The sequence below is a fragment of the sulfur-oxidizing endosymbiont of Gigantopelta aegis genome, from assembly GCF_016097415.1.
Classification (GTDB): domain Bacteria; phylum Pseudomonadota; class Gammaproteobacteria; order GRL18; family GRL18; genus GRL18.
Genome location: NZ_JAEHGE010000001.1, coordinates 3,957,130 through 3,970,750 on the forward strand (window position 1 = coordinate 3,957,130; position 13,621 = coordinate 3,970,750).

A 13,621-nucleotide genomic window follows, 5' to 3' on the forward strand; every position below is an offset into this window, starting at 1 on the left:
TACCGTTGACGGCCATCGGCTCCTCAGCCTGTGCCGTGAAGATATTGTAACAGGATCATTACCGTTGTGAAAATACCTTGGGTGAATGGAACGGCTCTATCGTTCCAGAGGGCAAAGCCCTTTCTCTTCATCTGTTTAAAGTTAACATGAGAAACTAAAATGATAGGAAATACAAAATGACAAAAATCACTTGAAACAGCCAAAAAATATTTAGAAAACTGTCCGGAAAAGTGTTGACACATCATACGTATGAATATGAAGCAACAAGGTACAAATAAAACCTATATAATGTGGCTATACTTAACCGGACACACAACTTAAAATAACTAAAAAATAAAAAGTGTGACCTAAAATGAATGATCAAACAAAAAAAACCGAATAAAAGCTATACATCAGAATTTAAAGAATCAGCTGTCAAATTAGCTAATGAGACGGATCAACCCGTTTCTCAGACTGCCAGGGAGCTAGGTGTTAATGTAAATACTCTACATACCTGGATCAGTAAATATTCCAAACCGGTGAAGACGGTAGCCAATAGAAGTGATGAACACATTTATGATGAAGTAAAACGTCTGAAAAAAGAATTGGCAAAAGTGATTCAGGAGCGTGATTTATTAAAAAGGCCACAGCGTACTTTGCAAGGGAAACTTTGTGAAGTACGCATGGATAACTGATCAGGCTAAAGATTACCCGGTAACGATTCTGTGCCGTTTTATGGATGTTTCCCGTAGTTGCTATTATGATTGGGTTAGCTCTCCTAAAACGGATAGAGAGAAAGAAAATGATAATGTGGCTATACTTAACCGGACACACAACTTAAAATAACTAAAAGATAAAAAGTGTGACCTAAAATGAATGATCAAACAAAAAAACCGAATAAAAGCTATACATCAGAATTTAAAGAATCAGCTGTCAAATTAGCTAATGAGACGGATCAACCTGTTTCTCAGACTGCCAGGGAGCTAGGTGTTAATGTAAATACTCTACATACCTGGATCAGTAAATATTCCAAACCGGTGAAGACGGTAGCCAATAGAAGTGATGAACACATTTATGATGAAGTAAAACGTCTGAAAAAAGAATTGGCAAAAGTGATTCAGGAGCGTGATTTATTAAAAAGGCCACAGCGTACTTTGCAAGGGAAACTTTGTGAAGTACGCATGGATAACTGATCAGGCTAAAGATTACCCGGTAACGATTCTGTGCCGTTTTATGGATGTTTCCCGTAGTTGCTATTATGATTGGGTTAGCTCTCCTAAAACGGATAGAGAGAAAGAAAATGAAGCGCTTACTGAGCAGCTAAAAAACTGTTTGAAGACAGTCGCAAGACTTATGGAACCCGTCGTCTTAAAAGAAAACTGGCTGAAAAAGGCGTTCATATAAGCCGCCGGAGAATTGGTCGATTAATGAAAAAAGCCGGTTTGTTTTGTAAAACGAAGAGACGCTTTAAAGCGACGACTAATTCCAAGCATAATAAGCGTATATCTCCAAATTTACTGGAAAGAGAGTTTACTGTCTCTCAACCTGATCGCTACTATGTGGGTGATATTACCTATATTGCCACCAAGGAAGGCTGGTTATATTTAGCGGTTGTCATTGACTTATTCTCTAGGCAAATTGTTGGCTGGTCGATGGATGAGCGAATGAAAGCCAAGCTAGTCAATGATGCTTTACTGATGGCCATATGGAAGCGTAAACCAATGGATGGATTGCTTTGGCATACTGACCGAGGTAGCCAATATGCCTCTGATAGTCATAGAAAAATATTGTCGGATCATAACATAATTCAGTCTATGAGCCGCAAAGGAAATTGCTGGGACAATGCTGTATCAGAGAGCTTCTTTCATAGTTTGAAAACTGAATTGACGCACCATTGTCGATTCAAAACCAGAGTAGAAGCAAAGCAGGCAATATTTGAATATATTGAGGTATTTTATAATCGGGAGCGACTTCATTCGGCTAATGATTATTTGTCACCAGTCGATTATGAAATACAGCAGGAAATAGCTTAAATCGATTGATTGAAGAGGGGTAAAAGGCGACATAAATGCCGCCCATTACCGTTGACGGCCATCGGCTCCTCAGCCTGTGCCGTGAAGATATTGTAACAGGATCATTACCGTTGTGAAAATACCTTGGGTGAATGGAACGGCTCTATCGTTCCAGAGGGCAAAGCCCTTTCTCTTCATCTGTTTAAAGTTAACATGAGAAACTAAAATGATAGGAAATACAAAATGACAAAAATCACTTGAAACAGCCAAAAAATATTTAGAAAACTGTCCGGAAAAGTGTTGACACATCATACGTATGAATATGAAGCAACAAGGTACAAATAAAACCTATATAATGTGGCTATACTTAACCGGACACACAACTTAAAATAACTAAAAAATAAAAAGTGTGACCTAAAATGAATGATCAAACAAAAAAACCGAATAAAAGCTATACATCAGAATTTAAAGAATCAGCTGTCAAATTAGCTAATGAGACGGATCAACCCGTTTCTCAGACTGCCAGGGAGCTAGGTGTTAATGTAAATACTCTACATACCTGGATCAGTAAATATTCCAAACCGGTGAAGACGGTAGCCAATAGAAGTGATGAACACATTTATGATGAAGTAAAACGTCTGAAAAAAGAATTGGCAAAAGTGATTCAGGAGCGTGATTTATTAAAAAGGCCACAGCGTACTTTGCAAGGGAAACTTTGTGAAGTACGCATGGATAACTGATCAGGCTAAAGATTACCCGGTAACGATTCTGTGCCGTTTTATGGATGTTTCCCGTAGTTGCTATTATGATTGGGTTAGCTCTCCTAAAACGGATAGAGAGAAAGAAAATGATAATGTGGCTATACTTAACCGGACACACAACTTAAAATAACTAAAAGATAAAAAGTGTGACCTAAAATGAATGATCAAACAAAAAAACCGAATAAAAGCTATACATCAGAATTTAAAGAATCAGCTGTCAAATTAGCTAATGAGACGGATCAACCCGTTTCTCAGACTGCCAGGGAGCTAGGTGTTAATGTAAATACTCTACATACCTGGATCAGTAAATATTCCAAACCGGTGAAGACGGTAGCCAATAGAAGTGATGAACACATTTATGATGAAGTAAAACGTCTGAAAAAAGAATTGGCAAAAGTGATTCAGGAGCGTGATTTATTAAAAAGGCCACAGCGTACTTTGCAAGGGAAACTTTGTGAAGTACGCATGGATAACTGATCAGGCTAAAGATTACCCGGTAACGATTCTGTGCCGTTTTATGGATGTTTCCCGTAGTTGCTATTATGATTGGGTTAGCTCTCCTAAAACGGATAGAGAGAAAGAAAATGAAGCGCTTACTGAGCAGCTAAAAAACTGTTTGAAGACAGTCGCAAGACTTATGGAACCCGTCGTCTTAAAAGAAAACTGGCTGAAAAAGGCGTTCATATAAGCCGCCGGAGAATTGGTCGATTAATGAAAAAGCCGGTTTGTTTTGTAAAACGAAGAGACGCTTTAAAGCGACGACTAATTCCAAGCATAATAAGCGTATATCTCCAAATTTACTGGAAAGAGAGTTTACTGTCTCTCAACCTGATCGCTACTATGTGGGTGATATTACCTATATTGCCACCAAGGAAGGCTGGTTATATTTAGCGGTTGTCATTGACTTATTCTCTAGGCAAATTGTTGGCTGGTCGATGGATGAGCGAATGAAAGCCAAGCTAGTCAATGATGCTTTACTGATGGCCATATGGAAGCGTAAACCAATGGATGGATTGCTTTGGCATACTGACCGAGGTAGCCAATATGCCTCTGATAGTCATAGAAAAATATTGTCGGATCATAACATAATTCAGTCTATGAGCCGCAAAGGAAATTGCTGGGACAATGCTGTATCAGAGAGCTTCTTTCATAGTTTGAAAACTGAATTGACGCACCATTGTCGATTCAAAACCAGAGTAGAAGCAAAGCAGGCAATATTTGAATATATTGAGGTATTTTATAATCGGGGGGTAAAGGCGACATAAATGCCGCCCATTACCGTTGACGGCCATCGGCTCCTCAGCCTGTGCCGTGAAGATATTGTAACAGGATCATTACCGTTGTGAAAATACCTTGGGTGAATGGAACGGCTCTATCGTTCCAGAGGGCAAAGCCCTTTCTCTTCATCTATTTAAAGTTAACATGAGAAACTAAAATGATAGGAAATACAAAATGACAAAAATCACTTGAAACAGCCAAAAAAATATTTAGAAAACTGTCCGGAAAAGTGTTGACACATCAGTTCGGTATTACTTGATGATTGGTCTGCTTGAACAAATAATGCATCATGAGCGACAGGCAAAAATTTATCTAACATCGTAGACATCTTCATGGTAAAACAAGTTTTTACAGAGTCAAAGATATTAAGGTTGCTTTGAGTCAGATGCTGATGAGGACTTGAGGTCTCCTCTGATTGCTGCTTTATACTTATTTCCGTAAGCGCATCAAGAGCCTGATTAAAAATAAGCACATCAAGGCCGTCTTCATTGACTTGAGCTACTTTAACTTCAAGGGAAAACTGAGAATTTGCTTGAGCGTTTGTTTCTAAGTGATTAGCGAGTGAAGTGTCTGAGAGTAAATCTGTAGTAAATGTGATTGTTAGCCTATCATTGACAGCAAGACTCTCTGGCATTGCATGCTGACTCAACCAACTTAAATGCAAACCATCATAAGCAAAATCTTTTATCACAAAATCCCACTTCTGTCCCATAGCGTTTGAAACAGTGGCATTAAGTCTTATGGGTGATCGAAGAAATTTATGCTGTGACAATGATAAACGACCTCAAAATATACAATAATACGGTATCGGACAGCCTGATTTATCATTTTTTTAAGCACAGGCTTATAACTCAAGTATAAATAGGCACACAGACCTTCTATTTATCTTATTTGTTAAGTATAGCCGGTTTTTTTTAAATAACAGCCTATTTAGTATTATGAATATCGAGAATTTCATTTTCTCTTTCTAAATTATTTTGCATGGCATTGTCATTACGACGTTGATTGATATCATTAAGATAATTCTGGTCAATATCACCTGTCACATATTGCCCATTAAAGACCGAACAATCAAAGTGAGTAATATTTTTATTACCACGATGGCATGATTGAATTAAATCTTCCAAGTCTTGATAAATTAACCAATCAGCACCGATTTCCTGAGCAATTTCTTCAAGACTCCGTTCATGAGCAACAAATTCTTGCGGCGATGGCATATCAATCCCATAAACATTTGGGTATTTAACGGCCGGTGATGCCGAAGCAAAATAGACCTTCTTGGCTCCTGCTTCACGTGCCATTTTTACAATCTGGCTTGATGTTGTACCACGTACAATAGAATCATCAACCAATAAAACATTTCTGCCTTTAAATTCAAGCTCCATGGCATTGAGCTTTTGTTTTACCGAACTTTTTCTTTGTTTTTGCCCGGGCATAATAAAGGTACGGCCAATATAACGGTTTTTAATGAAGCCTTCTCTATAACGAACACCCAATGAATTGGCAAGCTCAAGTGCCGAAGAACGACTGGTGTCAGGAATTGGCATCACCACATCAATGTCATGTTCAGGATATGTTTTTAATATTTTTTTAGCTAGCTTTTCACCCATTCTTAAGCGTGCTTTATAGACAGAAATATTGTCCATAATTGAATCCGGACGGGCAAAATAAACATGTTCAAAAATACAAGGTGAATATTGTGGATTATCGGCACATTGACGAGTATAAACCTGACCTTCGGCAGTAATAATCACCGCTTCTCCCGGCCTAATATCATTAATCAATTCAAAGCCCTGAACATCTAAGGACACACTTTCTGAGGCAATGCAGTATTCGGTTCCCGCCGCAGTTTCTCTTTTACCATAAACAACCGGTCTGATACCATTGGGATCACGAAAACCGACAATACCATAACCCGTAATCATTACGACACTGGCATACGCACCACGACAGCGTTTATGTACGGCTGAAATAGCCTTGAACACATCTTCTTCATTGACGCGGAGCTTATGTGAGGTTTGAATTTCATGGGCAAATACATTGAGTAATACTTCAGAATCAGAATCGGTATTCAAATGTCTGAGATCCTGATTATAGATTTCTTCTTTTAATTCGTTGGCATTGGTTAAGTTACCATTATGTGCCAAAGCAATGCCATAGGGTGAGTTGACATACAAAGGCTGTGCTTCTGCGGAGGAAGAACTGCCTGCGGTAGGATAACGTACATGCCCTATGCCCATATTACCCTGTAGGCGTAACATATCATTAGTAGAAAACACGTCTTTAACGAGGCCATTGCCCTTGCGTAAATGCAAGCGCTTATCATCGTAGGTTACGATTCCTGCAGCATCTTGCCCTCTATGTTGAAGAACCGTTAAACCATCATAGAGATCCTGGTTGACATTGCTTTTTGCAACTATACCAATAATGCCACACATAAGTTATATACCTAACTAATAATGAAGTTTTGCAGCGATATGGGGAGGAAGAAATTCCTTCATCATCAGCGCAAGTTGTTGAAAATGGGAGATTAGAACAGACTCTTTCCACCAAGGATCTTGTGGAACTAATGTAAAACCAGCCAATAAAATTAAAATACCAACGATTAGAATACCACGGGCAATCCCGAACAACATTCCAATTGCTCTGTCCGTACCTGACAAACCGGTTTTATCGACCAGTGATGCTATAAGGTTACTTACCAAAGCGGCAATAATCAAGGTGACAATGAATAATAGTGCAAAAGAAACCAGTGATAGAATTGAAGGGGGCAAATTTAAGTAGGGTGCAATAAAAACAGCCATAGAGGCCATATAAAACAGGCTCACCCATACCGCTAATATCCAGCCAGCCAATGCCAGTGACTCGCGCACAAAACCACGCAGCAAACTAATCACAGTCGATACAGCAATGATCGCTATAATAATATAATCAGGCCAGATAAGTGACACTTATTATTCTAATCTCATGTTTGATAAATTTATGAAAGACGCCACAAATAAGTACGGTATTTTATCACGTCAGATGATGATTTTACTAGGTTATATCAATATTTAACAATAACCGACTCTTTTAGTTTAAATTGCTTTTCAATTTGTTTTTTTATCGAGGCAATTTCTTTAAAGCGTAAATAAGGGCCCACTCTTAAGCGATAAATTTTACCATTGGCCATCTTTATCACCTCAATATAGGATTTAAAGCCTTTTTTTCTTAATTTCTTTTTTAATGCATCGGCATTATTTTTTACACCAAAGCTTGCAATCTGTAGCGTAAATGCACTTTCAATGGTTTTGCTGCTGGGCTTTTCAACTTTTTTATACTTTGGCGTTGATGTAGGTTTCGTTGTGACTTTAGATATAGATATGACTTTAGGTTTCGCTATAGCTTTTACAGTAGGTTTCTCTTTCTTAGTATTTTCAAGCTCTACAATATCCTCTTTCACCGCACGTTCAGGATAGGCACTTATTCTTTTTGCCGCAGGCATCAGCATAGGTTCGGGGACTTTTGGCAAAACCTTATTCAGTGCTTTAGGCATTTCAGGAATATTATCATCAGTTATCATCTGTTTAAAGTCGTTCTTTGTGGCTATATTACCCGTCAGCTCCTGATTTAACAGTCCTCCATTTAATAGCATAGGAATTAAAATAACACCAATAGAAACCAATACTAAAGCCCCAATTATACGTTGTTTAATATTGACCACTGGTTCATCACTCATAGATTTTCGGTATTCCCTTGTTTTATAATACCATTAAGGTCTAATACCTTTAAGGCATCTGTTACAGTAAAAAAAGAACCAAAGATGAGTAATTTATCGATTGAATTAAACATCAGCTTATTAGTCATAAAATCCTGATACGCTGTGGTGAAATTGGAAAAACAGTCTATTTTTACTCTGTCTTGCTCATCTGAGTCACTCTTGCTCTTCGCCAATATATCATTGCAGAGTAAATCATGCATCTCTTTTGCTGGCATTGCTCTAGGGCTATCCAGGTCGATCAGACGCCAACTTGCAACCAAGGGAGCAAGCACAGCAAGCACATCTGATACTTCTTTATCTTTTAACATGCCGACAATCACATGTAGCTTTCCAGATTTTTGTGTTAATTGCTCAAGTGATTTCTTAAGCGCCTGAGTTGCCTGGACATTATGTGCCACATCAAGAATAATCGTAGGCTCAGTTGAATAAATTTGAAAGCGTCCTGCCAACTGCACACTTTGTAAACCGCGTTTAATTTCAGCCTGGCTCACCGGAAAGTTAGACTTTACAAGCTCTAATGCTATCAACACATTAGTGGCATTTTTTAATTGAATATTGCCCATTAAATTGGGCAAAGGTAAATTGTAGCGAGTCTGAAAAACGCCATCCTTATCATTGCTTAACCAATTCCATTGATTGTTTTTTTCTTCATAATAATAATCTTCGCCGTATTGATAAAAATTCAATTGCTGTGTGGCAACAATCGTCTTAATGCTATCTGGGCAATCACTATCACCATAAATTGCCGGCTTATCGTGACGATAAATACCTGCTTTTTCAATACCAATGCTATCACGATCCGAACCAAGCCAATCCTGATGATCAATATCGACTGTTGTTACTAGGGCCACATCAGCATCAACAATATTCACTGCATCTAAGCGCCCGCCCAGACCGACTTCTAAAATAACAATATCACATGATTGCTGATAAAAAATATCAATGGCAGCCAAAGTGCCAAATTCAAAGTAGGTTAATGATAATGACTCTCTGGCTTGATCAATACGCTCAAAGGATTGACAAAGTTGGCTATCATTGACAGGATTTTGCTTGATTTTGATGCGTTCGTTATAACGCAATAAATGCGGAGAAGTATAACTGCCAACCTTATAGCCGGACTCGGTTAAAATGGCTTCCAACATGGCAACAGTTGAACCTTTACCATTGGTGCCTGCCACGGTGATAATAGTATAAGGTAACTTAAATGAAATCGATGCAACTGAAGCGGGTGACAAAGAGCACTCTGGCAATAATCGCTGCAAGACCTGAGCAACACGTTGCAAACCCAGATCGATTTCTGAGGGATGTAAGGTTTCCTGCCAGTCAAGCCAGTCTTGAAGGGATTTAGACATAGACTAATTTGTCAGACCAATCAGGCGCGTTTATTCATCAACATGGATAAAAGATTGACCAGCTTATCCCCCATTTCCAGGCGGGGCACGATCATGTCAATGGCACCGTGTTCCAACAAAAACTCACTGCGTTGAAAACCTTCCGGCAATTTCTCACGTACTGTCTGCTCGATCACACGTGGTCCAGCAAAACCAATCAAGGCATTTGGCTCTGCCATATTGATATCACCCAAGGTGGCAAAGCTGGCAGACACCCCACCCATCGTCGGATCGGTCATCACAGAGATAAATGGTAGACCACGCTTACGCATTTTACCTAAGGCAGCACTGGTTTTGGCCATTTGCATTAAGGAAAACAAGGCTTCTTGCATTCTTGCGCCACCACTGGCAGAAAAACACACAAAGGGTAACTCTTTTTCGATACAAACATTCACCGCACGGACAAATTTTTCACCGACAACAGCACCCATTGAACCACCCATAAAACGAAATTCAAAGGCAGCAACCACTAAAGGAAAATCATTGATTTTACCTTCCATCGTGATGAGCGCATCTTTCTCACCCGTGGCTTTTTGAGCGGTAATGATTCGATCTTTGTATTTTTTAGAATCTTTAAATTTAAGTTCGTCCACGGGTTCAAGATTATTTGATAACTCCACAATAGAACCATCATCAAATAAGTTTTCCAGGCGTTTTCTGGCTCTGATGCGCATATGATGTTCACATTTAGGGCAAACTTCCTGATTGCGTTCCAGCTCTACTCGATACAAAACAGCACTACAAGCAGGACACTTGTCCCATAAGCCTTCAGGTACGCCTTTTTTAGATGCACCATCGGTACTAATGGATGGCAATAAACGGGTAAACCAATTCATATTTATTTCTCGTATTGTTATTGTTCTACATTCAAAGTATAGCTAAAGAGACAAGACTCTACACGTCCAATGCTGTACGCATAGATTTTAATACTTGACTGATGTCTTCGATGATTTTTTTATTCGCTTCATTATTGCTTAAATTATGGGCGTGTTGTTCAACCAGATTGACCAAAGCACTACCGACGACAACCGCTTCTGCCACTTCGCCAACAGCCGCAGCAGTTTCTGCATTCTTAATACCAAAACCCACAGCAACAGGTAAATCTGTCACGGTATTAATGATCGCTAGTCGTTTTGCCACTTCAGCCGTATCGAGTGCTGAAGTACCGGTCACGCCTTTGACCGCAACATAATAAATAAAGCCACTGGCATATTGACAAATATACTGCATCCGCTCTTTTGTGGTGGTCGGTGACAATAAAAAGATCGGATCAAGGGCATATTTTTTTAGTATTGGAATATAATCTTCAGCTTCTTCCGGTGGAATGTCAACCGTAAGTATACCATCAACACCGGCATCACTAGCAGCCTGTGCAAAAGTTTCATAGCCCATCACCTCAATCGGATTAAGATAGCCCATTAATACTACAGGGGTGTCATTATTCGTTTCACGGAAACGTTTAATCATGACTAAAACATCGCTTAATGAAGTGCCATAAACTAAGGCTCGCTCACTGGCTTTTTGAATCACCGGGCCATCCGCCATTGGATCAGAAAATGGCACACCCAATTCAATAATACTCGCACCTGCAGCAACCATCGCATGCATGAGATCAAGGGTAATTTCAGGGTTGGGATCACCGGCTGCCACATAAGGCAACAAGGCTTTTTTATTCTGTTCTTTAAGCTGCGCAAAACAAGCTTTAATACGAGTCATCAACTACTTTCTCTTCAACTTATACCCATGATACTTGGAAGTGCACTTCCAAGTGTCGCGGGTATATACGATTAAAATTCAATACCATCTAAGGTCGCTACTGTGTGAATGTCTTTATCACCACGACCCGATAAATTCATAATGATAATTTGCTCTTTATCCATGGTTGGTGCAAGTTTGGTCACATAGGCAATGGCATGGCTGGATTCTAATGCCGGCATAATGCCTTCGGTTAAGGTCAAATCATGAAAGCCCTTTAGCGCTTCTTCATCTGTCACTGCAACATAACTTGCCCGACCAATATCCTTAAGCCATGAATGTTCAGGGCCAACGCCCGGATAATCAAGCCCGGCAGAAACCGAATGAGTCGGTATTATCTGACCATGTCTATCTTCCATTAAATAAGTACGATTACCATGTAAGACGCCAGGTTTACCCGCACATAAGGGGGCTGCATGCTCACCTGTTTCCAGACCATGGCCTGCCGCTTCAACGCCAATCATAGCAACGTCTGTATCATCCACAAAGGGATAAAATAGACCAATAGCATTGGAACCACCACCGATGCAAGCAACCAGAGTATCCGGCAAACGACCTTCATGTGTCATAATTTGTTCTTTAGCTTCACGGCCAATAATGGCCTGAAAATCACGCACCATCGCAGGATACGGATGAGGGCCAGCAGCGGTACCGATAATATAAAAGGTATTATCAATATTGGTCACCCAATCACGCATAGCTTCGTTCAAAGCATCTTTAAGTGTTCTTGAACCTGACTCAACAGATACGACTTTAGCACCGAGCAATTTCATCCGATAAACATTCAAGGCCTGACGTTGAATATCTTCAGCCCCCATGTAAACAACACACTCAAGCCCCAAACGTGCTGCGACAGTGGCGGTTGCGACACCATGTTGACCTGCACCTGTCTCAGCAATAATACGCTTTTTACCCATACGCTTGGCCAATAACATCTGTCCCACAGTATTATTAACTTTGTGTGCTCCAGTGTGGTTAAGATCTTCACGTTTTAAATAGATCTTTGCGCCACCGAGTTCACGAGACCAACGTTCAGCAAAATATAAGGGGGAAGGACGCCCGACAAAATTAGCTAGATCATTATCTAATTCAGTTAAAAATTCTTCATCCTGAAAATAATGAATATAAGCCTGATTTAACTCATTCAGAGGCTCCATTAAGGTTTCTGGCACAAATATGCCACCATATTGTCCAAAATGTCCCTGCTCATCAGGCATGTCAGACAGTTTAGTTTCTGTCTGTGTATTCGTTGTCATTATTGTTACTACCGTTTATCTCAAAATTTATAAATATTTGCTAAAGTAATTTGGCTTCTTTTTCTAAGCCTGTAACGCATTGGCTACAAATTGCTTCACTTTTCCAGGATCTTTAATCCCTTTTGTGGCTTCTACCCCACCACTGACATCAACCGCATAAGGTTTAGCCTGATGGATAGCTTCCATGATATTGTCTGCGTCTAAGCCACCTGCAAGTATAATAGGCAATTGTGGATCATGGGGTACTCTATGCCAATTGAATGTCTCGCCTGTTCCACCCGGTATGCCTTTTTTGTACGTATCAAGCAAAATGCCACGAGCACTGGAAAATTCATTTTGTACTGCAAGGAGATCTAAATCCTCTTTCATGCGTATGGCTTTTATATAGGGTCGCTGGAATGAGGCGCAAAACTCAGCACTTTCATTGCCATGAAATTGTAATAAATCCAGTGCAACCTGAGCCAAGATGTTTTCAACCTCTGCTTTGGAAGCATCAACAAATAAGCCAACACTAGTCACAAAAGGCGCTAATGAGTCCACTACTTCATGTGCTTGTTGAGCTGTCACAAAACGAGGGCTGGGTGGGTAAAACACCAGGCCAATGGCATCAGCACCTGCTTCATAGGCAATTTTTGCATCATTACAATTGGTAATGCCACAAATTTTAATACGGATCATAATACGCGTGAACCAGACTACTATAAAGGGGAAATTATCCCATATTTTTAAGTTTTTTCCTACAAATTACATTACTTTATAGAAAATTTAGTTTTAGATTTTAATAGGCTATTGAAGCACATATTGATGCACTTCGTAGCTCAATCGCACCTTAGGACAGAGTAAGATGTAAGGTATTTTTTTGAATGACTATTTTGAACGGCTAAAATGAATTATGTACGGCAATTAATTGTATAACTGGCCTTATTTGACTTGACAGCATCAGCCCAATTCGTTTCACCTGCGGGCAAAACATAAAACTGGTACCAACCTGTTTGTGGTGACTTGTAAGCATCGAACACTTTCATCAGATTACTCATACCGGAATTGTTTTCTTTGTGCATAAGTTGGGCAGTTTCTGGATCATTGCCCACATAAACAATTTTCTTTTGCACATCATATCCCACCCCATAAGCATCTGGATAGACTTCAAAGCGACCATTATTTTCAATTATTTCACCATTTACGACCCAGCGATAACTGAATTTTTTTAAGCCAGCGATATTCAAATCATTGTAGATCTTAACATTGAGTTCTATTGGATAGGGACAGAGATGAGATTGCTTAAAGGATATACTCCCTGCTTCAACCTTATTAATACCCATATCAAACTTCTTAGGCTCAGAATAGACGTTTTGACTAAGAAAATGGGTCAGTAAAATAAAGGCAGGGATCAATACAGGATTTATTTTTATCATATTATTTCCTTATA

General features: G+C 39.5%; 10 protein-coding genes and 4 pseudogenes. 4 read left to right on the forward strand and 10 right to left on the reverse strand.

Annotated elements, in window-relative coordinates; translation table 11 throughout:
- Positions 1-359 precede the first annotated feature (359 nt).
- From JEU79_RS20550 to JEU79_RS28950, 4 pseudogenes are all read left to right on the forward strand, one after another.
- A pseudogene (locus tag JEU79_RS20550) lies at positions 360-783 on the forward strand (transposase); the annotation flags it as partial.
- Between the two features lie 68 nt (positions 784-851).
- Positions 852-2,012 (forward strand): annotated as a pseudogene (locus tag JEU79_RS20560) (IS3 family transposase).
- A gap of 398 nt (positions 2,013-2,410) precedes the next feature.
- Positions 2,411-2,840 (forward strand): annotated as a pseudogene (locus tag JEU79_RS20565) (transposase); the annotation flags it as partial.
- Between the two features lie 68 nt (positions 2,841-2,908).
- Positions 2,909-3,999: pseudogene (locus tag JEU79_RS28950) on the forward strand (IS3 family transposase); the annotation flags it as partial.
- A gap of 215 nt (positions 4,000-4,214) precedes the next feature.
- On the opposite strand, the gene JEU79_RS20590 reads toward JEU79_RS28950, so the two are convergent.
- From JEU79_RS20590 to JEU79_RS20635, 10 genes are all read right to left on the reverse strand, one after another.
- Positions 4,215-4,721, reverse strand: coding sequence for a hypothetical protein (locus JEU79_RS20590; protein WP_198265574.1), 507 nt, complete (start codon positions 4,719-4,721; stop codon positions 4,215-4,217).
- Between the two features lie 235 nt (positions 4,722-4,956).
- Entirely contained in the window at positions 4,957-6,468 is a 1,512-nt protein-coding gene (purF, locus tag JEU79_RS20595; protein ID WP_198265575.1) for an amidophosphoribosyltransferase, read from the reverse strand.
- Between the two features lie 15 nt (positions 6,469-6,483).
- Positions 6,484-6,981 (reverse strand): CvpA family protein, encoded by a 498-nt coding sequence (locus JEU79_RS20600; protein ID WP_198265576.1) that lies wholly within the window; start codon positions 6,979-6,981, stop codon positions 6,484-6,486.
- Between the two features lie 95 nt (positions 6,982-7,076).
- Positions 7,077-7,748: an SPOR domain-containing protein gene (locus JEU79_RS20605; RefSeq protein WP_198265577.1), complete on the reverse strand. Its 672-nt coding sequence runs from the start codon at positions 7,746-7,748 to the stop codon at positions 7,077-7,079.
- On the reverse strand, positions 7,745-9,142 hold the full coding sequence (gene folC, locus JEU79_RS20610; RefSeq protein WP_198265578.1) for a bifunctional tetrahydrofolate synthase/dihydrofolate synthase: 1,398 nt from the start codon (positions 9,140-9,142) through the stop codon (positions 7,745-7,747). Before folC ends, JEU79_RS20605 begins: the two co-directional genes overlap by 4 nt.
- A gap of 20 nt (positions 9,143-9,162) precedes the next feature.
- On the reverse strand, positions 9,163-10,017 hold the full coding sequence (gene accD, locus JEU79_RS20615) for an acetyl-CoA carboxylase, carboxyltransferase subunit beta (protein WP_198265579.1): 855 nt from the start codon (positions 10,015-10,017) through the stop codon (positions 9,163-9,165).
- Between the two features lie 58 nt (positions 10,018-10,075).
- On the reverse strand, positions 10,076-10,897 hold the full coding sequence (gene trpA, locus JEU79_RS20620) for a tryptophan synthase subunit alpha (protein WP_198265580.1): 822 nt from the start codon (positions 10,895-10,897) through the stop codon (positions 10,076-10,078).
- Positions 10,898-10,968: 71 nt separating this feature from the next.
- Entirely contained in the window at positions 10,969-12,192 is a 1,224-nt protein-coding gene (trpB, locus tag JEU79_RS20625) for a tryptophan synthase subunit beta (protein WP_198265581.1), read from the reverse strand.
- A 63-nt stretch (positions 12,193-12,255) separates the two neighbouring features.
- Positions 12,256-12,870, reverse strand: a complete 615-nt coding sequence (locus JEU79_RS20630; RefSeq protein WP_198265582.1) for a phosphoribosylanthranilate isomerase — start codon at positions 12,868-12,870, stop codon at positions 12,256-12,258.
- A gap of 212 nt (positions 12,871-13,082) precedes the next feature.
- Positions 13,083-13,607: a hypothetical protein gene (locus JEU79_RS20635; protein ID WP_198265583.1), complete on the reverse strand. Its 525-nt coding sequence runs from the start codon at positions 13,605-13,607 to the stop codon at positions 13,083-13,085.
- Between the last annotated feature and the right edge of the window lie 14 nt (positions 13,608-13,621).

Coding starts and splice junctions, on each gene's coding strand:
- purF (WP_198265575.1), bottom strand. CDS start 6,468: ATGTGTGGCATTATTGGTATAGTTGCAAAAAGCAATGTCAACCAGGAT.
- JEU79_RS20605 (WP_198265577.1), bottom strand. CDS start 7,748: ATGAGTGATGAACCAGTGGTCAATATTAAACAACGTATAATTGGGGCT.
- folC (WP_198265578.1), bottom strand. CDS start 9,142: ATGTCTAAATCCCTTCAAGACTGGCTTGACTGGCAGGAAACCTTACAT.
- accD (WP_198265579.1), bottom strand. CDS start 10,017: ATGAATTGGTTTACCCGTTTATTGCCATCCATTAGTACCGATGGTGCA.
- trpA (WP_198265580.1), bottom strand. CDS start 10,897: ATGACTCGTATTAAAGCTTGTTTTGCGCAGCTTAAAGAACAGAATAAA.
- trpB (WP_198265581.1), bottom strand. CDS start 12,192: ATGACAACGAATACACAGACAGAAACTAAACTGTCTGACATGCCTGAT.
- JEU79_RS20630 (WP_198265582.1), bottom strand. CDS start 12,870: ATGATCCGTATTAAAATTTGTGGCATTACCAATTGTAATGATGCAAAA.
- JEU79_RS20635 (WP_198265583.1), bottom strand. CDS start 13,607: ATGATAAAAATAAATCCTGTATTGATCCCTGCCTTTATTTTACTGACC.